This is a genomic window from Amphritea atlantica, assembly GCF_900111095.1.
GTDB classification, from domain to species: Bacteria; Pseudomonadota; Gammaproteobacteria; order Pseudomonadales; family Balneatricaceae; genus Amphritea; species Amphritea atlantica.
Genome location: NZ_FOGB01000014.1, coordinates 1 through 24285, shown reverse-complemented (window position 1 = coordinate 24285; position 24285 = coordinate 1). Strand labels below are relative to the sequence as shown.

Sequence of the window (24285 nt, the reverse complement as noted above, 5' to 3'; positions counted from 1 at the left end):
AATAACCAGCTTGGTTCCGTAACTCAGAAAATCTGAGTGTAGTCTTGTCGCGTGCTGATGTAAAATCAACGGCTTATCTCCAGTTTATTAATTGAAGCAGGTACAGCTATTGTGGTTATGCGGGTTGTTAGTGTTGTCGTTTTGTCGCTGTTAGTCGCCATCACCAGCGGTTGTGGCGAAACTGAAGAGGAAAAGCAGTTTCATCAGCAGTTGCTGGATAAAGCACTGAACGATGGGACTAAAAAAGCAGGGATGCAGTTTCTGCAGGAAAATGCCCAGAGGGATGGGGTTGTGGTCACCCCTTCAGGCCTGCAATATGAGGTGTTACAGGCAGCTGAGGGGCCCCAGCCAAATGTACTCAGTCAGGTCCGGGTGAGTTACACTGGCTGGACCGTAGACGGCGAACAGTTTGAAAGTTCAGTCGGCAAAGAGAAACAACCGGTGTTTACCGTCAAGGATGTCATTAAAGGCTGGCGGGAAGCGTTGCTGAAAATGTCCCCGGGAGCCCGCTGGAAGATCTACCTGCCCTCAGAACTGGGCTATGGTGCACGAAGCCCGGGGGGGATGGTACCGGCCAACTCCACCCTTATTTTTGAAATTGAGTTGTTAGAAATCCTGCCTCAGGAAAAGGCTGATCAATAATGCAAAAACATGAGTTTAATGAGCAACTGTTTGATTTTCTGGCGGCATCGCCAACCCCTTTTCATGCGGTATATGAGATGCGGGCGCGACTGCAGGAAGCCGGTTTTATCGAGCTGGAAGAACAGAACACCTGGAATGTATGGCCCGGTGGGCGCTACTTTATTGTGCGCAATGAATCCTCCATTATTGCCTGGAATATGGCAACCGGTTCAGACCTGGCCACGAGCGGCATACGCATGGTGGGGGCCCATACTGACAGCCCCTGCCTGAAGGTGAAGCCTAATCCTGAAACCATCAGTCAGGGCTGTATGCGACTGGGCGTCGAGGTGTATGGCGGAGCGCTGCTGAATCCCTGGTTTGACCGTGATCTGTCCCTGGCCGGGCGGGTGAACTATGTCTCCATCGATGGTGGGCTGCGCAGCGAGCTGGTGAACTTTCAACGTCCGGTAGCCGTGATTCCCAGTCTGGCTATTCATCTGGACCGTGACGTCAATCATGGGCGCAATGTTAATCCGCAAACAGAGATGCCACCGCTGATGGCGCAACTGCATGGGGATGATAAAGCCGAACTGCGAGAGATACTCAAACAGGAATTGCTGGCAAACCATGTCGATGACATTGCCGAAATTCTCGATTATGAGCTGTATTTCTATGATGTGCAGAAACCCGCTTACATCGGTCTGAATCAAGAGTTTTTCGCATCAGCGCGACTCGATAACCTGCTGAGCTGCTTTATCGGCATGCAGGCCCTGATCGAATCAAACTCAGATCAGAATACCCTGCTGGTGTGTAATGATCATGAAGAGGTGGGCAGCATGAGTGCCGCAGGTGCACAAGGGCCGATGCTGAAGCAGTTGCTGGAGCGTTTGGCACCCGATCCTGAGGTCCGTAACCGGATGATTGCCAACTCGATGATGGTTTCGGTGGATAACGCCCATGCGGTGCACCCCAACTTTGCCGATAAACATGACAGTAATCATGGCCCACGAATGAACAGCGGGGCGGTGATTAAGATCAATGCTAATCAACGCTATGCGTCCAACAGTGAAACCGCTTCACTGTTCCGTCATATCGCCCGGCAGGAAGAGGTTACGCTGCAATCCTTTGTTGTACGCAGTGATATGGCCTGCGGCAGTACGATAGGCCCCATCACGGCGGCAGAGATCGGTGTTAAAACCATTGATATCGGTGTGCCGCAACTGGCGATGCACTCGATTCGTGAACTGGCGGGCAGTGATGACGCAGTCAATCTGGCGCGGGTGCTCAGCCGTTTCTATCGACAGCAGCGGGTGTAAATCGGGCGGATTCAGCTGAGAGAATCCTTAAAACTGATGTGGAGGTGATATGACACGTCATATCACCTCCACTCAGGTTTGTTAGTTTCTCTGGGTTGTCAGTTTCTCAGTGCTGTCAGTTTCTCAGGCCTGGGGCTGATAAATGCCGCAGGCGATATAACAATCGTCACCAAACCTGCGCACAAAGGTGTGCTTAGGCTCATCTTTACCGGTGTGTGGATTCAGGTAGGCGTAGCTATACCAGCCCTGTTCCTGTTCCCTTGCAATCGCTACCAGTGGCGGACACAGCGGCTGACCGCTGGCATCCCGGGCCTCAGCCAGATTCTTGCCGACCAGTGCAGGGTTGCCACCATGAGCGAGCATGGTGCCGTTGAAATCCTGCACCAGCACGTAGAGCTCCCCCTTCACAAAATCACCTTCGTGATCGTTAAATGCTGCAATCGCTTTGTCCCGGCCGTGTTCCCGGGCGTAATCGTGGGCACGTTGCACCAGCGCCTCGGCGTCCGCCTTGCTCACCAGCCGGAACTGCCCGATCAGGTGTTTCATCTCTCTGGCCGATTCCGACAGCTTGGTCACAATCAGGCTGTTATGGTTAACGTTACCGGCTGTTTCATCCATCAGTTGGGCTACCTGATGCAGGCTTCTGGATAGCTCTTCGGTAGTGGCAGTGGTTTCCCGTGAGGCGACTGCGATCTGCTCGACCTCTCCCACCAGAGAGGTGATATGGCTGAGTATATCGTTGAGTGCGGTTTCAGATTGCTGCGCAGACTCGGTGCCGTGCTGGGCGATCAGAACCCCCTGATCCATCATCCCGGTTGCCTGTTTCAGCTCCTTCTGCATCGTTTCAACGGTCAGGCGTATTTTTTCGGTTGCCTGAGAGGTTTTCTCGGCTAACTCTCTCACCTCACCGGATACAACCGCGAAACCGCGTCCCTGATCACCGGCTCTGGCCGCTTCAATTGCGGCGTTCAGCGCTAGCAGGTTGGTCTGGTCGGCGATATTACTGATGAGATCGACAATCTGTCCAATTTCGCCGGAACGCTCACCCAGACTGCGGATAACGGCCGCCGAATCGGTGACAATATCGGTGGTTTTATGCATGCTGCCGATGGTCTGACGAATGATCGACTGTCCCCTGAGTGCTACTTCGTTGGCTTCGTGGGAGTTATCGGATGCACGTTTACAGTTTTCAGATACTTCAGACGCGGCGGCTGACAACTCCTCGCTTGCCGATGCCGAGGTGCTCAGCTGGTGGACAATCTCACCGGTCGCCCGGTCGATGTTGTTCAGATTACCATCAAGCCCCTGAGCAGAGTGGGCCAGCAGAACACTGTTGTGGGAAAACTGGGTCAGGGTATGCTTTAGTCTCTCGATAGCCTGGCTCAGATCCGCTGCCGTTCCACCGTCGGGCTGGTTCCGGACATTTTCCTGTGTCAGATCGCTTCTGACCAGACGCCCGACCATCCCCTCTACGCCAGACTCTGCGTGGAAATCGCGTTGTTCCCTCAACCAGATCGCAGCACCAAGAAGCAGTAATACTCCCCACACAGCCGAGCTGATCATAAACCCGCTTGCTATCCCCCTATTATCCGACGTGTCACTGTTAATCCGATAAGCCAGAAAACACCATGCACCGATAAACAGTATCGCTGCCGCAGCAGTCAGAACCCTCTTAGACATCATACATCTCCCGATGGTAACCTCTGTTATTGTTGTAATTTAATAATGAATATAATCACAACTGTTTAGTTTGGTAAACGTTTATAAGATAAACTAACTGCCAGTATGGGTAGAAAGCTGCCGCGAAAAATCATCACAGTGTGCCGAAGTCATCAGGCTGCTGTGTTGATTGATAAATAGCTTTGGTTACAGGCTGGGGTTGCGTGAATGTGAACAGGGGGGGAGTGATATAGCCCTGTGATTTAATAAGATTGGATATTATGATGTGGGTAAGTTGTTGGCAGGGACGCGGCCTCTACAGATACTCCAATTCTGTGGCAAACCTCTCTTAAGACTGTCTATCCTGCTGATATATAAAATAAAAGTGAATTTTGGCCTGCCCAATTCTCAGATTTATAGTGCCTGGGAGTTATAGTGCCAAACGGCACTATAATTAGCTGTTAGAGCTACAACATCGAGAAAATAAATGAATGGATTTTTAAACTTTGTCGGGTTTATTTTGTTAATAGCTTCTGTTTTCGTATTTGGCCTTAAAGGTATGGCGGCCGAGATGGGAATTGCAGTTGCTGCAAGCGGTATCTTTCTCGCCTTTGCAAATTTGGATAAATTTTCAGAGTTTAAAGGTGCAGGCTTTGAGGCGAAATTGAAGGAGGCGGTAAACGAAGCCAACGCTACAATTGAAAATCTTAAAGAAGTTGCTAAGCCCCTAATAAAGACAAACTTTTTTGCCTTAGCAAAAGCTGGAAGATTTTCAGAAGGAGCTTTTAATAAGAGCCATGATGTATATGACCAGCTATCTGAGCTACAAGAAAAAATAGGTCTTGAGGGTCAAGATTTAGAGAATTCCAAATCTAGTTACCTTAATATTCATGCATGGGATATGGTGTCAGAGTTATCTGGCAATATCGAACGTTCAGGGAATGAGAAATTTTCAGTTACGTCCAGAGAGGCAATAGGTACCCATAGTTTTGAGGTTGCCCCAGATATAAACAAATTTAACGAATTGGTCTCAGGTCTAGAGCTAAATGAAGTACCTAAAAGACAGTACGAGGCACTAAAAAGCTACTATGCCAAATACAAGCTCTAACAATCGCATCTTGGGCGGCTACTTCGTGGCCTGGGACCTCCGTTTCGGCGCTTCGCGTCTACACTGCGGCCCCAAATGCGGGCGTTAAGTTCCTATGAGTGAAAACTACGAGCAATACATAGACGAAGCATGCAAACTTCTAAAAGAGTTAGAGGGGGCGTTTCTAGAACAGGTATTAATTAATACTGTTCAAGATGAGTTCAACGTCGTTTACCTAAAAACAAGCAAAGGTGTATTTTGTTTGCAGGGTGAAATTGGCGGCGAATACTTAGGCGTTCGCAAATTAGCCGAGATGCCAGAAATAACTAGTGATGATGGTTACGAAATTACAAAGTATTCTCCGTTCGAGCAATTTGAAGGCCATGAAATTGTTCAAACTCGTCAATTGGGTACAGCATGGAATGGTCACGGTTTTGAAATTAATTTCAAAGAACTGCATACAAAAAGCATGCTTGTTCAATCAATATACTGTGGTTCCGCTCCAAAAGAGCTAGATGATTGTCTTCGGCTTGGTGTAGGGATTTACAAGAATGAAAACAAATGAACTTAACAAGGCCAGCCAGCATCGCTCCCTGCGGTCGCTGGACCTCGTTTCACTCGGCCGCTGCTGGCAGCGTTATATTTCAAAGAGAGATTTGAGCAATGATCGACGCCATCCTATATAAGAACATAGTAAAGGCAGTTAATAACCAATTCTTAGGCAAGCCTAAACGGATAGCATTTTTTGATGGTGTTAGTCCTGCATCGTCAAAAGCGATGGCTGACGTCAATGCAAAAATCAAGAAGAAAAGTCTTGTCGCAGTCCTATTTTGCAACCCGAATTCACAGTTTTGTAAGGATGAAATTCTGGAATCGCTTAGCTATTTTCATCATCGTTCAAAGGAACACATAGATATTTTCTGTTGTGGTTATGGGGCTTACTGGCCAGAAGATAAATACCCTGACCTTAAGACTGTAACAAGCATAGATGGTGTAGATTGGAGTTATAGTGACAACTCATTTGTATCGGCCTTGGAAGATTTTGAGAGTAAAACAAAATGGCGCTACAGTGGTGAAAATGAGCTCTTGCTATTAGACGTAAGCCCCTCTAATGAGCCTGATGAACTTAATATAAATAGCGCCCTTGTCTGCAATCTAGAGAAAATGAAAAAAGATGGTGCTTTTAGCTCTGTACGTGCATTTTTTGAAGGTATTATTCGTTATTCAGCTAATAATCGCGAAGGTGATGCTTGGGGATTTAGTGATCAACAAGGTATTGAGGTTTCTACCTCATTTTTAAAAGACGCCATCTTAGGGCTGTTACCCAAACCTCTACAGAGTAGCTATCGAAAAGCTGAAAACTATGTAATCAAACAAATATAAAGTGTTCAACCAACGCTAAGCCTTCGGCTCCGCTTTGACTGCGGGTTAACACGGCGTAATGCACAGGGAGATTCCGGTGCAACTATTTGCAACAGACAGGTTGATTGTAAGACCGTTATCCCATCAGGATGTTCAGGCACTCACTGAAATTCTAAGCGACCCGGAAGTGATGAAGTTTTCCGTTCGCGGAGTTTGCGATGAGGAAGCTACCCGACAATTTATAGACTGGTGTCTTGAGTGTTACGCATCACATGGAATCGGGCCATGGGCATTGTGCGAGAAAACGTCAGGCGATTTTATTGGTTTCTGTGGTGTTGGACCTGAGTGGGTTGGCGGCAATAAAGAGATCAATCTGGGGTATCGTTTGGCACGCAGGTTCTGGCATCAGGGGTTTGCGACAGAAGCGGTTAGAGGAGTTCTACAATATGCTTTCGAGCAAAAACAGTGTGAGTCGGTCGTCGTTATTATCGAGCCAGAGCTTGCTGCCTCTGTCAGAGTGACGGAGAAGGCTGGATTCGTAAACTACAGGCTTCAGGATTTTCATAACCGACCGGTGCGATTGTATCGGATGATGCGGGAAGACTGGTTATTGCATGCCTGATGAGAACTCGTCCCTCCGGTTCTCACATAAACAGTAATCGCCATTAAGGTCTGTTCTTTTCCATGCCAGATCACACTCGATATAACTTAAATCGCGACCTTGCTGACCTGATACAGTCCGCCAAGCACGATATATTCACTCTCACATCTGAATGCGCCGGGAAGCAGGTCGGGGAAGAACAGGATCTTACTGAAGGGAACCTGACATTGCAGCAGGGTGTCGCCAAAACTGTCGCACTGTTCCAGGCTGCTGCTGAAAGAGGTCAGGTTGTTAAGAATCACCGCTGAGCTGGATTTTGACCCCTGAAACAGGGTGTCGTATTCATTCAGCCGGTTGGTGGCGCGATAGAGTTGATAGTGTCGCTGGTTTGGCAACCGTCGGTGCAGTTCATACTGGCAATAGCTGTACAGCAGATCGAGCTGGCTTTCCAGACTGTTGGTGTTGTACAGACCGGCACTGCGTTCCTGGGTGTAGTTGAAATAGGTCTCTGATTCGAAATCCCGTAGTGGGCCTTTGTGGTTGCGGGCCAGCAAGCCAAAACGGGACTCTACCCAGCCTTTCATCACCGCCGCTTCACGGCTGTCAGAGTCAAACAACCAACCTCTCAGAAGCTTTCTGTAATCGGCCTTATGGCGCGCCTTTTTCTTGTGAGTGTGTTTTATACCGCGTAACTCTGCGCCGTTTTCCTGATTCTCTGCCTGATAGCCGGCTTCTTCAGGGGCGGTAAGCAGAAACGATGCCTGCATATAGGTTTCAAACGCCACCGCTCTGTCAGCGGCCGCTTCAATGTTATCCAAACGGTTAAACAGAGGTTGATGAAAGGTTGCCACATTGTCGAGAAAGATCGCTTCGGGATAGCGCTGAAATGTCAGGCTGCCCAATATGATGGCAGGGTAATTGCAGTGGTTCACCGGCAGGCGTGCGTAAGCGGGTAGTGTCGGTTCGCCAGGGGCTAAATGTTGGATCAGTTCCAGAGGTGAATCTGCCATGTGCTGCTAAATCTTCGTCGACATGTTTCGCACCTATTATATGGGTGATCGTAACTGGCTGGCTGATCTGAATCAATAAGGAGAGAAAATGGTTTCACTCAAAGAGCGTTATCAGGGCTGCTTGCTCGGGCTGGCGGTGGGCGATGCTATCGGCACAACGCTGGAGTTTAAACCGCCTGGCAGTTTTACACCGATTGACGATATGTTGGGTGGAGGCCCGTTTTATCTGCAACCAGGGCAGTGGACCGATGATACTTCGATGGCGATCTGTCTGGCGGAATCACTGATTGAGTGCAACGGTTTTGACGCCAGAGATCAGATGCAGCGTTACTATCGCTGGTGGAAGGAGGGGCGACACAGCAGCACCGGGCGTTGCTTCGATATCGGTGCAACGGTGGCAAATGCATTGCATCTGTTTGAGTCCTCCGGTGAGCCATTCAGTGGTGATACTCACCCCATGTCTGCGGGTAACGGTTCGCTGATGAGACTGGCCCCGATGGTGCTCTATTATAGCGAACACCCTGATCTGATCGGTTATGTCAGTGATTCGTCGCGCACCACCCATGGAGCCCCGGAGTGCCTGGATGCCTGTTGTTATTTTGCTGCGATTATTGCCCGCTGCCTTCGTGGTGCGAATAAAAACATTCTGATGTCATCAGCGGGGTATCTGCCACAGAGCAAAAAAGTGCGGCTGATCGCCACCGAAGAGTTTCTGCAAAAACCGGTGACTGAAATCAGTGGCAGTGGTTATGTGATTGATTGTCTGGAAGCGGCGCTGTGGTGTTTCTTCCATAGTGATAATTTTGATGATGCCGTGCTGATGGCGGCTAATCTGGGCGATGATGCGGATACCACTGCGGCGGTGTGTGGCCAGATCGCCGGGGCTTATTACGGTATCAACGGTATCAGAGCCTCCTGGCTTGAACGGCTGCATCAGAAACCGTTGCTCTTGTCCCTGGCGGATCAGCTCTATCGGCAGACCACCGAAGCAAAGCTCGGCTCAAAGGCCGGTGAAGCGATGGTCTCTTAGCAACAATCCTAACAACGATCCTAGCAACAACCTTAGCAACGGATGAGTGAAGCCAGACAACAGATATTATTGTCATAAAGACGACAAACTGGGGGAATGCTAGCGGGTGTTAACTGTGTAGCTCATCTGACAATGCTATGCAGATCAATCAGTTAATGCGCTCTGGGTTGCTGGCGTATGTTTTGCAGGTTACTGATCTGTGTTTTGCAACAAGAACAGTGATCAACCCCTGACAGAAGCCGAAGTATGAAACCCAATTTAGACTGGTCTGATTATGAAAGTGCGGGGCTGGGAGATGCCTATGCGGATATCCCCAAAACCGGTGGCAACTTTGCCAAAGCGGTATCCGTGTGTATCAACAGTCTGGTATGCCTGAGGCCTGTGACAAAGAGTGTTATGTGTCCCAGTTTTCGGGTGCGGCAGGATGCTGCCTACTCTCCGGGTGGTCGCAGCCGGTTGCTGAAACGCCTGCTCAATGGCGAGATCACCGCAGACGAGAAGCAGCAACTGGATGATGCGATGCGCGCCTGTGTGGGTTGTAAGGGGTGCAAGCGAGAGTGTGAAAGTGGCCTGGATCTGGCCACGATTCGTTCAGAATATCTGTCGCAACCCGATAACCGGGGGCGCTATGCGTTGCGCGACCGCTTGTTTGCCAACCTGCCTTTGCTGCTCAGGTTTCCCCATCTGCTGCGTGTCTGTTTTACCCTGCGAAACCGCAGCCCGCTTATCCGTCGGTGGATGGAGCGCTATATCGGTATCAGCGCCAGAGTGGCACTGCCGCTGCCGAGTGCTCATCAGCTGACAGAGACGCCAGCCGTTAGTAATAGTAGGGAAGCGATAAAAAGCAATACCGTGGTGATGCTGGCGGACAGTCTGTCGCGGGGATTCTCACCGCAGATCTTTATGGCGGCGCAGGAGGTGCTGGCCCGCGCGGGTTATGATGTGCGTTTTATCGGCGCAAAAGGCGGGGCGATGGAAGGGCGTAGCTGGTTTTCATCCGGAGATCTGGATAAAGCCAGGGAGAAAGCCTGCCGTTTACTGGATGATCTTACCCCTTACATAGATAAACAGGTGCCGATTATAGGACTGGAACCCTCATCAGCACTGATGCTGCGGGACGAATATCAGCAGCTGGGACTGACTGATAAAGCCCCAGGCCTGGCTAAACAGGTTTATCTGTTTGAAGAGTTTGTCGCCCGGGAGATCAGTGCCGGACGTTTCATGCTTGCACTGTCGACGCCGATCGGACAAAAGGTGGTTGTGCATGGACACTGCCATCAGAAAGCGGTGGGGGCGATGAAATCGGTACGTAAAGTATTGAAACTGATACCTGAACTGGAGTTTGAGTTTATCGATGCCAGTTGTTGTGGCGGTGGCGGTAGTTTTGCCTACGAAAAAGAGCATCAGCAGGATTCCGAAAAGATGTTCAACCTTGCTCTGCAGCCCGCTTTGGCAGCGGAACCTGAAGCACTGGTGGTGGCGAATGGATTCTCCTGCCGCTCCCAGATTCAGCATTATGCTGATCGTCAGACGCTGCATCTGGCCGAACTGCTGAAACTGGCCTTATAAGCGTTTTTGGTCAGCTAAGCTTACCGCTTTTTCAGGGCGCCCGGTGGGACTGTTTTACTGCCATCAGTCTATGCCGGGCGTTTCTGATTTCGTATCGACGCGCTGACCCGATCTTTATCCCCCACCATCTCTTCTGCTGGGTAGCAGTCTCTTCATTAACCTGCGTATACGATTCCCTGGGCGCGTCTTACAACCTGTCTGATTGCCCGTATTAAGCTATGTAGTATTTGTGACAAATCGGCTGCTTTGTCGTGATAACCCGCTGGGCGATATTTGTAACTGTCTGTTTATTAAGTATTTATAACTTGGAATGTAGTTTGCAGTAACACTCAGTAAGAAACGTTTATTGACGCAGGCGCGTGAATAAGTTCAGTCAGATACATAGATGCGGTGAGGTTTCCGATGTCTGCAACCAGAATAGTGACCATCAATGATACAACGCTACGTGACGGTGAACAGACGGCTGGTGTGGCTTTCAATGCGGATGAGAAAATCGCGATTGCCCAGGCGCTTCATGGTGCGGGTGTGCCTGAACTGGAGATCGGTATTCCGGCCATGGGTAGCGCTGAATGCGAGGTGATCCGGTCGATTGCAGCCCTGGCTGAGCGCCCTCAGCTGATGGTCTGGTGTCGGATGTGTGACAGCGATATTGCCGCGGCTAAGGAGACCTGTGTCGATATTCTTAACCTGTCGATCGCTGCGTCTGCCCAGCAGATCCGCTATAAGCTGGGTAAAACTCCGCAGTGGGTGTTAAAGCAGATCGATTACTATGTGAAAACAGCGGTAGATCTTGGTTTCAGTGTCAGTGTCGGCTGTGAAGATTCATCCAGAGCGGAGACCGATTTCCTTAAAACGATGTACGAAGTGGCCGCCAGGGCAGGTGCTAAACGGGTTCGTTATGCTGACACCCTGGGGTTGATGGAACCTTTCTCCCTGTTCAGTGTGATCAGCGATCTGAGAGCATCTACCGATCTTGAGATCGAGATGCATGCCCATGATGATCTGGGGCTGGCAACAGCCAACTCCATGGCGGCAATCAGCGCCGGTGCAACCCATGTGAATACCACCGTCAACGGCCTGGGAGAACGGGCTGGAAATGCCGCCCTCGAAGAGGTGGTGATCGGTTTATCACAGCTGTACGGCATCGATTGCGGTATCGATTTCACCAGTCTGCCGTCCCTTTCCGCCATGGTAGAGCAGGCATCCGGACGTCAGGTGCACTGTCAGAAAAGTGTGGTTGGCAGCCATGTATTTACCCATGAGTCCGGTATCCATACCGATGGCTTGCTAAAAGATCAGCGCAACTATCAGGGGCTCGATCCGCTGAAACTGGGACGTTCACATCAACTGGTGCTGGGCAAACATTCCGGTGTCAGCATTGTGAAACATGTCTATCAGGAACTGGGCATCATACTGAGCCGTGAACAGGCAGAAATCTTACTGTCAGAGATTCGCCAGCGGGTCACACTGAATAAACAAACCCTCTCTTCGATGGAACTGATCCGGCTCAGCGAAGAGCTGTTACCGGTCGCGGGTGAGATCTATGAACCCTCAGTTGTTGCACTTTAAACACGCTCTCCAGTCTGGCATGCGCTGTGCTTCATTACTGACTGAAGGGAGACGCTGATGAATATGAAAACGGAGGCTATTCCGATGATCACCAACGGTCCAGTGGGGCTTTGGGCAACCTGGAAAGAGGATGTGAACTGTGTCTTTGACCGAGATCCTGCTGCGCGAAACTACTTTGAGATTTTGCTCACCTATCCCGGGGTTCATGCAGTCCTGTTGTACCGGTTGTCACATAAGCTCTGGAAAGCTAAGTGGTTTTTCACTGCTCGCATGCTGGCCTACCTGGTGCGTTTGCTGACCAACGTCGATATTCATCCTGGCGCCCGTATCGGTGCCCGGCTGTTTATCGATCACGGTGCCGGTGTTGTTATCGGTGAAACCGCTGAGCTGGGCGATGATGTAACCCTTTATCACGGTGTCACTCTGGGTGGCACCAGCTGGAATAAAGGTAAACGTCATCCGACGCTGGGTGACCGGGTGTTGGTCGGTGCTGGCGCGAAAATTCTTGGACCGATCACCATTGGTGCAGATGCCCGGGTGGGCGCCAACTCTGTGGTTGTCGCTAATGTACCGGCAGATGGCACTGTGGTTGGCATTCCGGGGCGGGTGGTTGCCGATCAGAAGCTCAGCGCCGGTGTGTCTGGAATTAACCTCAATCATCATATGATCCCCGACCCGGTGGGCCGGGCGATGGCCTGCATGCTGGAGCGGATCGACAAGCTTGAAGCCCAGTTAGAAAAGCAGGGCGCGCTTGAGTCTGGCTACCAGTTTAAATTTTACAGTCAGTGTGAGCCGAGCAGTGATATCTGCGATAACGAGTGTCCTGACGGAAAAAGATATGCGCATGCGCACGGAGAATAATTATGGACCTGCACAGTTTTGAAGAGGCTGATCTCTATTTTGAAGCACCCCTGGCACCCGAAGTGATGGCTTTGCTCAATCAGGCAGCAGACGCCTACAGCCGTGGTCAGGCGGAACCCTACCTGATAAAAGCCCGCTTTATGGCGCCGCAAAATCTGATGGTGCTGGTGGCTCTGTACCGGTTTTATTACTACCAGCATCGCTATACCGAGGCGCTGGAGGTTGCCGGGACCGCTCTTGAGGTGTCCGGCAAGATGTTTGGTTTTGATCTGGGCTGGCGGCGTATGACCCTGGAACATCTCTCCTACGGCATGGTTGAGTCGTTCGGTATGGTGCGTTTCTACCTGCTGGCGCTGAAAGGCAGCGGTTATCTGTGTCTGCGCCTGGGAGAGCTTGAAGAGGGGATCGAACGGCTGGAGAAAGTAGTGGCGCTGGATAGTCCGGATCGTCTCGGTGCCCGCTCACTGCTGGAAGTAGCCTACAACCAGAAAGGGATCTATTCGCTAGATCAACGAATGAGTGCATGAGGTGAGACGATGAGTGATATGACATTTATGGATGATCTGGAAGAACTTAGCTCTGCTGAGGATTTTCTGGAATATTTCGCTATTGAGTTCGACAGGAGCGTGGTACAGGTAAACCGGCTGCACATTATGCAGCGTTTCCATGATTACCTGAAAGATCTGCCCGATGCCGATCAGGTGGCCGATATCGAGGGCTACAAAACGGCTTATAAAGAGCTGCTGACAAAAGCGTATGAAGATTTTGTGCACTCTGATGCGCTGACAGAAAAGGTATTTCGGGTATTTCATATGAAAGGTCCGCAAACCACTTTTGTCCCCCTGGACCAGATTCTGGAGTGATGTCCTATGCGGCCAAAATATGAATACGGAAGCGAAGTCAGACTGATCAGGAATGTGCGTAATGATGGCACCTATCCCGGAACAGAGGTGGGCGAACTGCTGATGCGACGGGGCGAGGTGGGCTGCGTTTACGATGTCGGAACATATCTGCAGGACCAACTGATCTACCGGGTTCATTTTTTAGAGGCCGGTCGCACCGTTGGCTGCCGGGAGGAGGAGCTGATCCCGGCGGATGCTGAATGGATTCAGAACCGTTTCGAGTTCAGGGATAAAGTACGGATTCTGTGTGATCTGCGAATGGCGGGGCAACTGATTGCCAGCAAAGGCGATCAGGGAGAGATCGAGGGTGTTCTGCGGGATGACCAGAGCGATATTCAGTACAACCTGTATATCAATGGCCAGAGCATCTGTATCCCGGAGCGGGCACTGGAACCTGCTGCAGCAACCGCAGACCCGCAAATGGCACGTGGAGGTGATTATGGTTAACCACGGTGATAGCCCGGAAGCGATCTATGCGCTGTTCAAGCTGTCATGGAGTCAGTTTGAATGTGCCCCGGATCAGTTGGATGCCCGACAGAGAAGTGAAGCCGCCAGTCTGATTGCCAATCAGCTGGAGATTGAACGGGTGATTCTCAGTTCGGATCAAAGCCAGGGCGTCGTGATCTCCGAGGGACAGGTTAAAAAATCCCTGGAAGAGATTATCGAACGCTATGAGAACGCAGCTGCATTTGAGCAGGCGCTGGAACAGGCGGATCTGACCCTGGCGTTGCTGAGAGAGGGGATTCGCCGCGATCTTCTGGTGGAAGCCACCCTTGACCGGGTATCGGCCAGCACTCCGGAAGTCTCTGATGCCGAAGCCGAGCTGTTTTATTACTTTCATCCGGATAAGTTTTCCGTCACCGAACGGCGCACCGCTCACCATATTCTGATAACGGTCAACGATGATTATGACGAGAACCGGGCGGACCGGGCGCTGGCCAGAATCAATGAGATCCGTGAACGGGTTCTGAAAAAGAAAACCCGTTTTAACGAGCAGGCGCAGAAACATTCTGAATGCCCCACGGCGCTGCATGGCGGCAAGATCGGCAACGTTGAACGGGGACAACTCTATCCAGAGCTGGACGACGTGCTGTTTGCTATGCAGGCAGGAGAGGTCAGTGAGCCGGTACTCTCCTCAATTGGCTATCACCTGCTGTACTGCACCGGGATTGAACAGCCGCGCAAACTCCCCCTTGAAGAGGTCCTTCCCAAGCTAAAAGCCTCACTGCGTGATCGACAGCAATCTATCTATCAGCGGCAGTGGATTAAAGAACAACTTAAGCATCAGACTGAGATGCCCAAGGCGGTGAATTCATGAGTGATAAAGAGAAAATCAAATGTTCTTTTTGTGGTGTGCAGCAATCGGCGGAAGTGCCGCTGATCTCTGGCAATGAAGGCTTTATCTGCTCCGCCTGTGTTGAGCTGGCGTATAAAGTGTCGAGCAGTTGGGGGCAGAAGGCGCAGCAGAATGATCTGTCTGAATCACTGATGACGCCAAAAGAGACAAAAGCGCATCTGGACCAGTACGTGATCGATCAGGAGGGCGCCAAAGAGATCCTCTCCATCGCTATCTATAACCACTACCAGCGGCTGCTCAACCTTAACAGCAACGATTCCATTACCGATATTGATGGCGGCGTCGAGCTGGAAAAATCCAATGTGCTGATGGTTGGCCCGTCCGGCACCGGTAAAACCCTGTTGGTGAAAAGTCTGGCCAGGGTGATCGGCGTGCCCTTTGTGGTGGCCGATGCCACGACCCTGACCCAGGCCGGTTATGTCGGTGAAGATGTTGATGTCATTATGCGTCGGCTGGTGGATGCCGCCGATGGTGATGTGCAGCGGGCTCAGTGGGGCATTGTTTATATTGATGAGGTCGACAAACTGGCGGACAAGAGCGGTGGGGCGGCCTCCACCCGGGATGTCTCCGGCGAAGGTGTGCAGCAGGCATTGCTGAAAATGGTTGAAGGTCATGATGTCAAACTGCCGAAAAGTGGTCGTCGCGGAGATAGCGGTGATGAGATGATCAATACCACCAATATCCTGTTTATTGTTGGCGGCGCTTTCCCCGGCCTGGAGGAGCACGTTAAAGGGCGGTTGCGGCCCGATGGGGTTGGTATCGGTTTCCAGGCTGACTTTGTGGCCGATAAAGAGCACACCCACGATGAACTGCTGGCCGAGCTGAAGCCAGAAGACCTACAGAAGTTTGGTCTGATTCCCGAGTTTGTCGGGCGTTTCCCGGTGGTCACCTTCCTCCATGAGCTGGACGCTGAAGCGTTGGTGCGGGTGCTGACCGAACCGAAAAATTCACTGCAAAAGCAGTATCGTCAGCTGTACGCCTATCAGGGAGTTGATCTGGTATTTACCGATGAGGCGCTGACCCGTATTGCTGAACTGGCTTGTGCCCGGGGCAGCGGTGCCCGTGGTCTGCGTTCGATTATGGAATCAGTACTGCGTAAGAGCATGTACGAGATGCCATCCAATCCGCAGCTGAAACAGGTGATTGTGGATCGTGACGGGGTTGATGACGCCAGCGAACTGATCGTCAGAGAGGTGTTGCTGGACCCTTCAGAAGAGGATACCGCATCGGCTGAAGCAGTGGATGGATAAAGGAAAAACCGCTGCTCCTATCTCGAAAAAGCGGGATGGCCCAGGGGGCCGTCCCGCTCTATATCCTGTTACTTACCCCTTTCTAACGCCCTTTGGGGATCTCCTCATGAACGACTGGATCAACTTATAGTTAGCTCGCGCAATGGGGCTTATAGTGTTGGCTATTAGGGCTATACTCTTCTTCAAGGGCGCCACAAAGTAGCCGTAGCGGGCTACCATCCAGTTCCGTAGTGTCCGATGCGCCTGTGTGACATCAGCCGCTATCATGGAGGGGCCCTATGAATATCGATGAAGATAAAATTGACCAAACCGTTTTAGCGCTATTACAGCTGACGCTTCATGATGAAGTCCGTGCCTGGAAAGGGATGGATTTTGAGGTCATGAATCGGTTGCATGAAAAGGGGTATATTCATGATCCGGTTAACAAGACTAAATCGGTTGTGCTGACAGAAGCGGGTTTGAAAGAATCAACGCAGCTGTTCGCAACACTGTTTTGTAAGGATTAAACCGTTTTAATGGCAGGCTTATAGGTTTAAGCTCTATGGATACGTGGTGCCTGACCGACAGATCTGCTGCTTTGCTGTTGTTCCTCACCCGAATAAGATGGAGATGATATGAAACAGTCTGTGTGTTGTATTGCAAAAGCCGTGCAGGCCGCTGTGCTTCTGCTGCTGATAAGCGTTGCTTCGGCATCCGCTCAAACCACCCAGGAGCAGGTGCATCAGATGTCTCACCATGTGATGCCCTTTGCAATGTCGGAGACCATGCATGTGTTCACCATGACCGAATTCGGAGGGGTGCAAAAGGTCGTTGCTAAAGATGCCGCTGCGCATGATCAGATCGCTATGATTCAGCAACATCTCAGTCATGAGGCTGAACGTTTCCAGCAGGGTGACTATTCCGATCCGGCAATGTTGCATGGTGCCACGATGCCGGGACTTAAAGAACTTCAGGCCGGGTCAGCGGGAATAGCGGTCACCTACTCACCTCTCACGACAGGGGCTCAGATCCGTTTTGAAACCACCGATCTTCATCTGTTAACTGCGATTCATCGCTGGTTTGGTGCGCAGTTATCTGAACATGGGGCCGACGCCAGGGCCGAGTAAACCTGATCACTAAGGCTCGTCCAGGAGCAATCAGGGGAGAGCGGTGTTAACAGACCGCTCTCTTGCTGAAGGGAACTCTGTAATACGATGAAAACCTATATTTTACTGTTCAGAGGCATTAACGTTGGCGGGCGAAATATCCTGCCAATGGCGGATCTGCGTTTACTGTTGCAACAGAACGGCTTTGATGCGGTGCGAACCTACATTCAGAGTGGCAATGTTATTTTAAAGGGAAAATCGAAACCCGGAGAGAGTGTACTACGTGAGATTGAAGCGGGGTTTGGTTTCCGGCCTGAAATGATCGTGCTGGGCGAGGATGAGTTTGATGCGGCGGTGAAACATAACCCCTATGATCTGGCTGATGGTAAATCGGTTCACTTTTACTTTTTACAGCACGAGCCTCAGCCTGATAGGGCAAAACTGATGGCGCTGGCTTCTGAAACTGAGCGTTTTGAGATAAAAGGAAAGGTTTTCTATCTACAGGCGCCGGATGGGATCGGCCGGTCAAAACTGGTCGCCGGTCTGGAAAAGTGTCTGGGTGTGCCCGCCACGGGAAGGAATCTCAATACCATCAATAAACTCAGGCAGATGACTGAAGAGGCCTGAATCTGTTTCAGTTGTCATTTCCCTCTTAATTAACCCTTTAATTTTATGACAGGACTGGCGCCTGCCGGTCATTTGGTCAAGAATACGCATAATTCAGATGCTACCCGCTTCAGATTTCATCTGATAAGCCATTTCAGCCCCCATTTTTGAGACATCAATCTATGTTGAGTGACACATCAACCCGTTTGAATAAATATATCAGTGATAGTGGTATCTGCTCCCGCAGGGACGCAGATCGTTTTATTGAGCAGGGTAATGTGTTTATCAATGGTAAGCGCGCCGCTATCGGTGACCGGGTTTCCCCGGGAGATCTGGTGAAGGTGAACGGTCAGGCGATTGATCCTGAAGAAGCGGAAGATCTTGTGTTTATTGCATTGAATAAACCGGTGGGCGTTGTCAGTACCACCGAGGGAAGTGAACGCAATAATATCGTCGATTTTGTCAATCACAGCACCCGCATCTTTCCTATTGGCCGTTTGGATAAAGACTCTCAGGGGCTGATCTTTCTCACTAACAATGGCGACCTGGTAAATAAGATTCTGCGTGCCGGAAATAAGCATGAGAAAGAGTATCTGGTAACGGTGAACAAGCCGATCACCGATGAGTTTATTACCGGAATGAGTGCCGGGGTGCCGATGCTCGGTAAGGTCACCAAAAAATGCAAGATCACTAAAGAGTCGCCTAAGGTGTTTCGTATCACCCTGATCCAGGGCCTGAACCGCCAGATTCGCCGGATGTGTGAACACTTCAATTATGAAGTGACAAAACTGGAGCGGGTGCGGATCATGAATGTCGATCTCAAAGGCTTGCCGGTGGGTGAGTGGCGGGATCTGACAGAGGACGAACTGAAGCAGATCTTAAAAGCGGCGGCTGCCTCGTCATCGGAAGCACCTGCGGGGCAGAAAAAACGATCTGGCGGTGGTCAGAGTAAAAAACCTGGCGGGCAAAATAAAAAGAGCGGATCGGGACGTGGTTCACAGAAATCCAGATCCGGTGGCGCGTCATCTTATTCCCCCAAATCCGGCGAAAGTCCTCGAGGTAAATCGGGCAGGAGTGCCAGAAAACCCCGGCGTCGCTGAGTGGCTGACGAGGTAATACAAGGCGTTGTTCGCTGAAAATCTGTCTATACTGATCTGAGTTTTGATATGGGTATTGACTGAATTCAGAGGAGAGACTGAGTATGAACCTATGGATGAATCCCTGGCTGGGGATGTTCAAGCCGCCTTTCAGTGGTGATCTGACCCAGGATATCTCCCCTGTTACCAGTTGGTGGTCTCCCCAGATTGAGGTTAATTTTGCGGGTAACCGTCAAATAGAAACCGCCGTGGTCCGGGATGTGGCCAGTTATGGTAAGCAACTGGGGGTGATTACCGATGTGTTATTGGAGCTGACAAAGCATCAGACCAGTGAATCCATAGATCAGTTGCAAAAGATAGCTGAAGATATAGAGCAGGTTAAACGGCAGCATCTGTCAGCGAATATCAACTCGCTGAAGTCATCGCTGATGACCCTCAAAGCTGAAGATCCGGATAAGTTTAATCAGCTAATCAAAGAGATTAGCTGATTAAACAGCTTGTCTGGCATCAGCACCGGGAGTTATGCCTGAGCTCTTGTCTTTGAATGTGAGCCGGAAGTATCAGCTGCTTTCGACCCTGAAGCCCACTTTCAGTGTGACCTGAAAGTGGCCCACCTGACCGTTGACAATATGTCCCCGGGTTTCAACTACCTCAAACCACTCCATATTTCTGATCGTTTTACTGCACTCAGCCAATGCATTACGAATCGCTTCGTCACTGCTGATAGGTGATGAACCTACTATCTCTGTTTTCCGGTATGTGTGGTGATCAGACATGCTACTTCCCATCCCTTCAGGCCATTATCGAGTTCAGATTAAGCGTAGTCTAAAAATGGCAGGAGGGTGGGCGATTGTTAATGCTGTGGTTATCTTTGCTTCTTTATTCAGACCCCAGCTTACGTTGAAATTATTTATTCAGAAACATCATGGGCATAGTGAAGAATGTTGTGAAAAACAGCGGGGCTGGCGCTGCTGTTCCGGTATCCATGAAGTGTGTCACCGGCAAACCGCACCGATGATCCCTGAGTCAGTTTAATCCATTCACCATTAATCAGGAGTTCCATCTCTCCACTGATGACAATCACATGTTCCGTGACACCATCAATGTGGGGTTCAGATATCCGCTCATAGCCCGGCAACAGCGTTAACTCAAACATCTCGAATCCAAACTGTTCCTCATAGGGAAATATCGGTGCGATCGGACTGTTGTTGCTGTCCAGCACTTTGGATTGCTTATTTGGCGGGCGGATCACGGTTTGACTGTTGTTGTCTGCTGACGGCTCTAACAGGCTGGATAACGATTTATGAAACCCTTTTGATATCTTCCACATCGTTGCAATGGTGGGGCTGGACTCACCTCGCTCAATCTGTCCCAGCATCGCTTTGCTAACGCCGGTTTCACTGGCAGCACGGTCAAGGCTCCAGCCTTTTGTCTGTCTGAGCTGTTTCAATGTGGTCGCGAGATAAAGATTTATTTCCTGCATTGGGGCTTCCGGTTAGAAGAGAGGTATTAAATTATCATTGTACGCTATAACGCACAATGATACGCTTGCCGTACTTGGACGTTATAACGCACAACATGTTTTCGGGTGTAGGGAGTTGGTAGCATGGGATCAATAAAGAGCCGACCAGGCGTAGCAGGTTTATTCAACCTGTCACATCTGTCTGCGGGCTTTGTTGCCGTACTGGTTGGTTATACCAGTTCGGCGGTGATTATCTTTCAGGCGGCCGCGGCTGCCGGGGCTTCAACAGCTGAAATCAGCTCCTGGTTGTGGGCGTTGGGTATCGGTATGGGACTGACCAGTGCCGGTCTGTCCCTCTACTTTCGAACTCCGGTACTGACAGCCTGGTCGACACCGGGGGCGGCGCTGTTGGTAACGGCGTTGTCCGGTGTGCCGATTAATGAGGCGATCGGTATTTTTATTTTCAGCTCCGGACTGATTCTGTTGTGTGGTATTACCGGCTGGTTTGAAAAAATAATGCATCATGTTCCGATGCCTTTGGCCGGGGCGATGCTGGCAGGGGTTCTACTGCAGTTTGGCATCGATCTGTTTAAGGTGATGCAATCCAGTCTGCTGCTGGTGGGGCTGATGTTAGCGGTTTTTATCGCCGTAAAACGTTTGTTGCCGCGCTATACCATCCCTATTGTACTGTTAGCGGGTACTGCCACGGCGTTGATTCAGGGGCAACTGAATGTTGAGGTGCTTAACTGGCAGTTGTCGACGCCGCTCTGGGTCACGCCGACCTTTAATCTGCAGACCATGATTGGGGTAGGGGTACCGCTGTTCATTATCACCATGGCTTCGCAGAATGTGCCGGGTGTCGCTGTGCTGCGCGCCAATGGTTATGAAACACCGGTTTCGCCTCTGCTCACCTGGACCGGTTTTGCCGGGGTGGTGCTGGCTCCTTTTGGGGGATTCTCATACAACCTGGCGGCGATTACGGCGGCGATCTGTATGGGCGATGAGGCCGGGCAGGATCGGTCAAAACGCTATATGGCATCAGTGTGGGCCGGGGGCTTTTATCTGTTAACCGGGCTGTTTGGCTCGACCATCGCCTCACTGTTTACCGCTTTTCCAACGGCACTGGTGATGGCGATCGCGGGACTGGCGCTGTTGAGTACCATCGGTAACAGTCTGTCGGCTGCGCTGGCCGATCCGGGTGACAGGGAAGCCGCGTTGCTGACCTTTTTAGTCACCGCATCCGGGCTGAACCTGCTGGGCATCAGCAGCGCGTTCTGGGGGTTGTGCATCGGCCTGATCGCCTACTATGTGCAGAAGAGTGTCAGACTGAGCCGCTAGCCATGCTGTACGTGCGCTCAATCCTGCAGGCCTCTGTGCTCTCTGTGGTGTTCTCTATGTTACTGCCGAGGGCACCGGGAACAGATCAGCTGTGATTGAGCATATCCGGCTGATCGCTTCTCAGTTCCCGCAGGTTTTCTATCAGCATCTGTTTGTATTGTGTGGTGAGAAAATCGATGGCGGTATTGATATCACCGGTATCATTCTGTGACATCAGGTGGAAAGCATTAAAACGTGCCGCCGCATGCATGATCGATGCACTGAGCATCGGCTGAGCCCACTCGTCGCCGAGATCATTGGCAAGGTTGATAAACTCATCGGACACTTCAAAAAAGTCTGATTCAAGCATAATCGTCTCTCCGGTAATAACGGTGGTCTTGTGTACCCGCCGTTCTGAAACAGGGCTTCCCCTGACCTCAATACTGAATGGTATGGGTTTCCCCATCCGCGGTGATCACCGCCTCTACCAGACTCTGGTCATCATCGTGATAGCGATAGTGGTGGTGTAACTCGATCTCGTTGTAGACCACTTTGGCGATCTCGGTCACCCGACCCTGATCATCCTCTATCGAGGCGAAAAACGTGTTCCGGTTTTCGATCTCTGATAGTTCTAGCGGTCCGACCAGCTTCAGCGGCAGTTTGATGCCGCTGTAACTTAGATAGAAATGGTTATATTTCTGAAGATCTGCCATCCGTTATCAGCCTCGCTGAATCAGCACTTCATCAATCAGACCGTAGGCTTTTGCTGTCTCTGCGGTCATAAAGTTATCCCGGTCGGTATCCCGGTTGATGGTTTCCAGAGGTTGGCCGGTGTGCTTAGCCAGCAGGCTGTTGAGTTTGTGGCGGATACTGAGAATCTCTTTGGTATGGATCTCAATATCGGAGGCCTGCCCCTGATAGCCGCCCAACGGCTGGTGGATCATCACCCGGGCGTTAGGCAGTGCAAAGCGCTTACCCTGAGTACCACCGGCCAGCAGAAATGCGCCCATGCTGGCCGCCTGACCCATACACATAGTGCTGACATCCGGTTTAATAAACTGCATGGTGTCATAAATAGACATCCCGGCGGTGACCGAACCTCCCGGAGAGTTGATGTAGAGGTGGATATCTTTGCCTGGGTTTTCCGCTTCCAGAAACAGCAGCTGTGCGACCACCAGATTGGCCATGTGGTCTTCAACCGGGCCGATCAGAAAAATGACCCGCTCCTTTAACAATCTTGAATAGATATCATAGGCTCGCTCGCCCTTGGCGGATTGTTCCACCACCATCGGGACAAGTGCATTGAGTATGTCAGTTCCGGAACCGTTGGGATTGATCATCGCAATACCTCACATGAACACGCAGGCCAGCCTGTCAGGCTGTCTGGCGGAAAAAAAGCGTAGCCCTGAGAGCTACGCATAAAAGGCGTACGGCAGGGAATACCGTAACTAATAGAAACTATGGATACCGTCCGCTCTGAGCTTAGAGCGGCAGATCAAAGTCTGGTGCAATCTGGCCTAACCAGGCATTCAGCCGCTCTTCTGTGAGGTTGGACTGGTTATCCAGATCCAGTGCCAGGCCGACGAACTTACCATCTTCACCCACCGCTTCAGAGTGGTTGAATTCATAACCATCGGTAGGCCATGAGCCGACAACTTTCGCGCCGCGTTCGGTGACAAAGTCGTACAGTTCACCCATAGCATCGACAAACTCATCCGGATAACCAACCTGATCACCCAGGCCATAGATAGCAACAGTTTTTCCGGTCAGATCAATATCGTCGATCTCGGGCAGAAACTCTTCCCAGCTTTCATTCTCACAGTCTGCAGACAGACCTGGCAGCAAGCCTTCGCCCAGCGTCGGGGAACCGATAATCAGATACTCATACTCAGCAAAAGCAGAGGCATCTGTACGGTTTACGTTTAACGGGCTTGCCATCACCTCATCGTCAAACTTCTTTTTGATCATCTTGGCTACTTTACGTGTCTTGCCGGTGTCGGTGCCGAAAAACAAACCAATACGTGACATATCAATCTCCTTTTGCACTAAGTGCGTGATAAACCGCATCACAACGCACAGGTATACAGTGCTGATTAAAAGTGGGTAGGAGGAATATTGCAGTTAACGTACCATGATTTTTATAAAAATAAGTGATTGATAAATATAGGTAAAAAATATGTATGTCTGACTATTTTCAGCGTTTGTTGGAAAGCCTACATTGATAGTATTTGATCGATCCGGGCTGTTGTGGGTTTTGCTACAAGGGGGAAAAACGTGAGTTGCTAGACGTGGCTGCGCCACTTGCTAGTGGTTAGAAAAAGCGAAAAGCCCGGTAGTGATACTGAGCTTTCTGGTATTTCATGCATTCTTAAAGGCAACAACCCGGCAGCCTTTTTGCTGTTACGAACGACGAGCGACGAGCCACGGTTTTTATCCAGCAAGCGACGCAGTCGTGTCTAACGACTAGCAGGAAATGAAGTTTCCGTTCTAACTACTCTAGACGTGGCTGCGCCACTGGCTAGGG

Annotated in this window: 29 protein-coding genes; 21 read left to right on the top strand and 8 right to left on the bottom strand. The window is 50.7% G+C overall.

The features are described from left to right. The first annotated feature begins 117 nt into the window (after window positions 1–117). On the top strand, window positions 118–642 hold the full coding sequence (gene bamJ / locus BMY09_RS17805; RefSeq protein WP_245756626.1) for a BamJ family beta-barrel-assembly machinery protein: 525 nt from the start codon (window positions 118–120) through the stop codon (window positions 640–642). Next, complete coding sequence (locus tag BMY09_RS17800; RefSeq protein WP_091360927.1) at window positions 642–1937, top strand: M18 family aminopeptidase; 1296 nt, start codon at window positions 642–644, stop codon at window positions 1935–1937. Before bamJ ends, BMY09_RS17800 begins: the two co-directional genes overlap by 1 nt. A 123-nt stretch (window positions 1938–2060) precedes the next feature. Here the strand turns inward: BMY09_RS17800 and BMY09_RS17795 are convergent, their stop codons facing one another. Next, the gene (locus BMY09_RS17795; RefSeq protein WP_175483584.1) at window positions 2061–3617 is read right to left on the bottom strand and encodes a methyl-accepting chemotaxis protein; all 1557 of its coding nucleotides are present in this window, start codon (window positions 3615–3617) and stop codon (window positions 2061–2063) included. Between the two features lie 466 nt (window positions 3618–4083). Here BMY09_RS17795 and BMY09_RS17790 point away from each other — a divergent pair, with 466 nt between their 5' ends. From BMY09_RS17790 to BMY09_RS17775, 4 genes are all read left to right on the top strand, one after another. After that, window positions 4084–4704, top strand: coding sequence for a hypothetical protein (locus BMY09_RS17790; protein WP_091360923.1), 621 nt, complete (start codon window positions 4084–4086; stop codon window positions 4702–4704). 94 nt (window positions 4705–4798) lie between these two features. Continuing rightward, window positions 4799–5248, top strand: a complete 450-nt coding sequence (locus BMY09_RS17785; RefSeq protein WP_091360921.1) for a hypothetical protein — start codon at window positions 4799–4801, stop codon at window positions 5246–5248. 98 nt (window positions 5249–5346) lie between these two features. Continuing rightward, a complete protein-coding gene (locus BMY09_RS17780; RefSeq protein WP_091360919.1) occupies window positions 5347–6066 on the top strand; it encodes a hypothetical protein in 720 nt (239 codons plus the stop codon). A gap of 76 nt (window positions 6067–6142) precedes the next feature. Next, entirely contained in the window at window positions 6143–6667 is a 525-nt protein-coding gene (locus tag BMY09_RS17775) for a GNAT family N-acetyltransferase (RefSeq protein WP_091360917.1), read from the top strand. A gap of 86 nt (window positions 6668–6753) precedes the next feature. On the opposite strand, the gene BMY09_RS17770 is transcribed toward BMY09_RS17775, so the two are convergent. Next, the gene (locus BMY09_RS17770; protein ID WP_091360915.1) at window positions 6754–7656 is read right to left on the bottom strand and encodes an NAD(+)--dinitrogen-reductase ADP-D-ribosyltransferase; all 903 of its coding nucleotides are present in this window, start codon (window positions 7654–7656) and stop codon (window positions 6754–6756) included. An 88-nt stretch (window positions 7657–7744) separates the two neighbouring features. Here BMY09_RS17770 and BMY09_RS17765 point away from each other — a divergent pair, with 88 nt between their 5' ends. The 14 genes from BMY09_RS17765 to BMY09_RS17700 all read left to right on the top strand — a co-directional run bounded on the left by BMY09_RS17765 (window position 7745) and on the right by BMY09_RS17700 (window position 19470). Further along, window positions 7745–8686, top strand: coding sequence for an ADP-ribosylglycohydrolase family protein (locus tag BMY09_RS17765; RefSeq protein WP_091360913.1), 942 nt, complete (start codon window positions 7745–7747; stop codon window positions 8684–8686). A gap of 246 nt (window positions 8687–8932) precedes the next feature. Next, a complete protein-coding gene (locus tag BMY09_RS17760) occupies window positions 8933–10255 on the top strand; it encodes a (Fe-S)-binding protein (protein ID WP_091360912.1) in 1323 nt (440 codons plus the stop codon). A gap of 402 nt (window positions 10256–10657) precedes the next feature. Further along, window positions 10658–11824: a homocitrate synthase gene (gene nifV / locus BMY09_RS17755; RefSeq protein WP_091360910.1), complete on the top strand. Its 1167-nt coding sequence runs from the start codon at window positions 10658–10660 to the stop codon at window positions 11822–11824. 57 nt (window positions 11825–11881) lie between these two features. Then, window positions 11882–12685, top strand: a complete 804-nt coding sequence (gene cysE, locus BMY09_RS17750) for a serine O-acetyltransferase (RefSeq protein ID WP_245756623.1) — start codon at window positions 11882–11884, stop codon at window positions 12683–12685. A 2-nt stretch (window positions 12686–12687) separates the two neighbouring features. Further along, the gene (locus tag BMY09_RS17745; protein ID WP_091360908.1) at window positions 12688–13212 is read left to right on the top strand and encodes a hypothetical protein; all 525 of its coding nucleotides are present in this window, start codon (window positions 12688–12690) and stop codon (window positions 13210–13212) included. A gap of 9 nt (window positions 13213–13221) precedes the next feature. Then, window positions 13222–13548, top strand: coding sequence for a nitrogenase-stabilizing/protective protein NifW (gene nifW / locus BMY09_RS17740; protein WP_217647470.1), 327 nt, complete (start codon window positions 13222–13224; stop codon window positions 13546–13548). Between the two features lie 6 nt (window positions 13549–13554). Continuing rightward, window positions 13555–14034 (top strand): nitrogen fixation protein NifZ, encoded by a 480-nt coding sequence (locus BMY09_RS17735; RefSeq protein WP_091360906.1) that lies wholly within the window; start codon window positions 13555–13557, stop codon window positions 14032–14034. Continuing rightward, window positions 14027–14905: a nitrogen fixation protein NifM gene (nifM, locus tag BMY09_RS17730; RefSeq protein ID WP_175483582.1), complete on the top strand. Its 879-nt coding sequence runs from the start codon at window positions 14027–14029 to the stop codon at window positions 14903–14905. Before BMY09_RS17735 ends, nifM begins: the two co-directional genes overlap by 8 nt. Further along, window positions 14902–16194 (top strand): ATP-dependent Clp protease ATP-binding subunit ClpX, encoded by a 1293-nt coding sequence (gene clpX / locus BMY09_RS17725; RefSeq protein WP_091360902.1) that lies wholly within the window; start codon window positions 14902–14904, stop codon window positions 16192–16194. Before nifM ends, clpX begins: the two co-directional genes overlap by 4 nt. Window positions 16195–16472: 278 nt before the next feature. After that, entirely contained in the window at window positions 16473–16700 is a 228-nt protein-coding gene (locus BMY09_RS17720) for a DUF6429 family protein (protein WP_091360900.1), read from the top strand. A 108-nt stretch (window positions 16701–16808) separates the two neighbouring features. After that, entirely contained in the window at window positions 16809–17300 is a 492-nt protein-coding gene (locus tag BMY09_RS17715; protein WP_091360897.1) for a hypothetical protein, read from the top strand. 87 nt (window positions 17301–17387) lie between these two features. Then, window positions 17388–17906 carry a DUF1697 domain-containing protein gene (locus BMY09_RS17710; protein ID WP_091360895.1) on the top strand — a complete coding sequence of 173 codons (519 nt, stop codon included), beginning with the start codon at window positions 17388–17390 and terminating at the stop codon, window positions 17904–17906. 161 nt (window positions 17907–18067) lie between these two features. Then, window positions 18068–18985, top strand: a complete 918-nt coding sequence (gene rluF, locus BMY09_RS17705) for a 23S rRNA pseudouridine(2604) synthase RluF (RefSeq protein WP_091360891.1) — start codon at window positions 18068–18070, stop codon at window positions 18983–18985. 101 nt (window positions 18986–19086) lie between these two features. Further along, window positions 19087–19470 (top strand): hypothetical protein, encoded by a 384-nt coding sequence (locus BMY09_RS17700; protein WP_139203216.1) that lies wholly within the window; start codon window positions 19087–19089, stop codon window positions 19468–19470. A gap of 72 nt (window positions 19471–19542) precedes the next feature. On the opposite strand, the gene BMY09_RS17695 is transcribed toward BMY09_RS17700, so the two are convergent. Together BMY09_RS17695 and BMY09_RS17690 are read right to left on the bottom strand one after the other, a co-directional pair. Next, the gene (locus BMY09_RS17695) at window positions 19543–19758 is read right to left on the bottom strand and encodes a dodecin (protein ID WP_091360887.1); all 216 of its coding nucleotides are present in this window, start codon (window positions 19756–19758) and stop codon (window positions 19543–19545) included. Window positions 19759–19892: 134 nt separating this feature from the next. Then, window positions 19893–20465: a helix-turn-helix domain-containing protein gene (locus tag BMY09_RS17690; RefSeq protein WP_091360885.1), complete on the bottom strand. Its 573-nt coding sequence runs from the start codon at window positions 20463–20465 to the stop codon at window positions 19893–19895. A 123-nt stretch (window positions 20466–20588) separates the two neighbouring features. On the opposite strand from BMY09_RS17690, the gene BMY09_RS17685 reads away from it, so the two are divergent. Beyond that, the gene (locus BMY09_RS17685) at window positions 20589–21782 is read left to right on the top strand and encodes a benzoate/H(+) symporter BenE family transporter (RefSeq protein ID WP_091360883.1); all 1194 of its coding nucleotides are present in this window, start codon (window positions 20589–20591) and stop codon (window positions 21780–21782) included. An 85-nt stretch (window positions 21783–21867) separates the two neighbouring features. On the opposite strand, the gene BMY09_RS17680 is transcribed toward BMY09_RS17685, so the two are convergent. The 4 genes from BMY09_RS17680 to BMY09_RS17665 all read right to left on the bottom strand — a co-directional run bounded on the left by BMY09_RS17680 (window position 21868) and on the right by BMY09_RS17665 (window position 23789). After that, window positions 21868–22227 (bottom strand): DUF3144 domain-containing protein, encoded by a 360-nt coding sequence (locus BMY09_RS17680; protein WP_091360881.1) that lies wholly within the window; start codon window positions 22225–22227, stop codon window positions 21868–21870. Continuing rightward, window positions 22199–22474, bottom strand: a complete 276-nt coding sequence (locus BMY09_RS17675) for a DUF6156 family protein (protein ID WP_091360878.1) — start codon at window positions 22472–22474, stop codon at window positions 22199–22201. Before BMY09_RS17675 ends, BMY09_RS17680 begins: the two co-directional genes overlap by 29 nt. A gap of 6 nt (window positions 22475–22480) precedes the next feature. Next, window positions 22481–23101, bottom strand: coding sequence for an ATP-dependent Clp endopeptidase proteolytic subunit ClpP (clpP, locus tag BMY09_RS17670; protein WP_091360874.1), 621 nt, complete (start codon window positions 23099–23101; stop codon window positions 22481–22483). Window positions 23102–23243: 142 nt separating this feature from the next. Next, window positions 23244–23789: a flavodoxin gene (locus BMY09_RS17665; RefSeq protein ID WP_091360872.1), complete on the bottom strand. Its 546-nt coding sequence runs from the start codon at window positions 23787–23789 to the stop codon at window positions 23244–23246. Between the last annotated feature and the right edge of the window lie 496 nt (window positions 23790–24285).

Coding starts and splice junctions, on each gene's coding strand:
- BMY09_RS17735 (WP_091360906.1), top strand. CDS start 13,555: ATGCGGCCAAAATATGAATACGGAAGCGAAGTCAGACTGATCAGGAAT.
- BMY09_RS17785 (WP_091360921.1), top strand. CDS start 4,799: ATGAGTGAAAACTACGAGCAATACATAGACGAAGCATGCAAACTTCTA.
- bamJ (WP_245756626.1), top strand. CDS start 118: ATGCGGGTTGTTAGTGTTGTCGTTTTGTCGCTGTTAGTCGCCATCACC.
- BMY09_RS17715 (WP_091360897.1), top strand. CDS start 16,809: ATGAAACAGTCTGTGTGTTGTATTGCAAAAGCCGTGCAGGCCGCTGTG.
- BMY09_RS17680 (WP_091360881.1), bottom strand. CDS start 22,227: ATGGGGAAACCCATACCATTCAGTATTGAGGTCAGGGGAAGCCCTGTT.
- BMY09_RS17685 (WP_091360883.1), top strand. CDS start 20,589: ATGGGATCAATAAAGAGCCGACCAGGCGTAGCAGGTTTATTCAACCTG.
- BMY09_RS17675 (WP_091360878.1), bottom strand. CDS start 22,474: ATGGCAGATCTTCAGAAATATAACCATTTCTATCTAAGTTACAGCGGC.
- clpP (WP_091360874.1), bottom strand. CDS start 23,101: ATGATCAATCCCAACGGTTCCGGAACTGACATACTCAATGCACTTGTC.
- cysE (WP_245756623.1), top strand. CDS start 11,882: ATGAATATGAAAACGGAGGCTATTCCGATGATCACCAACGGTCCAGTG.
- BMY09_RS17690 (WP_091360885.1), bottom strand. CDS start 20,465: ATGCAGGAAATAAATCTTTATCTCGCGACCACATTGAAACAGCTCAGA.
- BMY09_RS17800 (WP_091360927.1), top strand. CDS start 642: ATGCAAAAACATGAGTTTAATGAGCAACTGTTTGATTTTCTGGCGGCA.
- nifW (WP_217647470.1), top strand. CDS start 13,222: ATGAGTGATATGACATTTATGGATGATCTGGAAGAACTTAGCTCTGCT.
- nifV (WP_091360910.1), top strand. CDS start 10,658: ATGTCTGCAACCAGAATAGTGACCATCAATGATACAACGCTACGTGAC.
- clpX (WP_091360902.1), top strand. CDS start 14,902: ATGAGTGATAAAGAGAAAATCAAATGTTCTTTTTGTGGTGTGCAGCAA.
- BMY09_RS17760 (WP_091360912.1), top strand. CDS start 8,933: ATGAAACCCAATTTAGACTGGTCTGATTATGAAAGTGCGGGGCTGGGA.
- BMY09_RS17795 (WP_175483584.1), bottom strand. CDS start 3,617: ATGTCTAAGAGGGTTCTGACTGCTGCGGCAGCGATACTGTTTATCGGT.
- BMY09_RS17665 (WP_091360872.1), bottom strand. CDS start 23,789: ATGTCACGTATTGGTTTGTTTTTCGGCACCGACACCGGCAAGACACGT.
- BMY09_RS17790 (WP_091360923.1), top strand. CDS start 4,084: ATGAATGGATTTTTAAACTTTGTCGGGTTTATTTTGTTAATAGCTTCT.
- BMY09_RS17780 (WP_091360919.1), top strand. CDS start 5,347: ATGATCGACGCCATCCTATATAAGAACATAGTAAAGGCAGTTAATAAC.
- BMY09_RS17770 (WP_091360915.1), bottom strand. CDS start 7,656: ATGGCAGATTCACCTCTGGAACTGATCCAACATTTAGCCCCTGGCGAA.
- BMY09_RS17745 (WP_091360908.1), top strand. CDS start 12,688: ATGGACCTGCACAGTTTTGAAGAGGCTGATCTCTATTTTGAAGCACCC.
- rluF (WP_091360891.1), top strand. CDS start 18,068: ATGTTGAGTGACACATCAACCCGTTTGAATAAATATATCAGTGATAGT.
- BMY09_RS17710 (WP_091360895.1), top strand. CDS start 17,388: ATGAAAACCTATATTTTACTGTTCAGAGGCATTAACGTTGGCGGGCGA.
- BMY09_RS17720 (WP_091360900.1), top strand. CDS start 16,473: ATGAATATCGATGAAGATAAAATTGACCAAACCGTTTTAGCGCTATTA.
- nifM (WP_175483582.1), top strand. CDS start 14,027: ATGGTTAACCACGGTGATAGCCCGGAAGCGATCTATGCGCTGTTCAAG.
- BMY09_RS17700 (WP_139203216.1), top strand. CDS start 19,087: ATGAACCTATGGATGAATCCCTGGCTGGGGATGTTCAAGCCGCCTTTC.
- BMY09_RS17765 (WP_091360913.1), top strand. CDS start 7,745: ATGGTTTCACTCAAAGAGCGTTATCAGGGCTGCTTGCTCGGGCTGGCG.
- BMY09_RS17695 (WP_091360887.1), bottom strand. CDS start 19,758: ATGTCTGATCACCACACATACCGGAAAACAGAGATAGTAGGTTCATCA.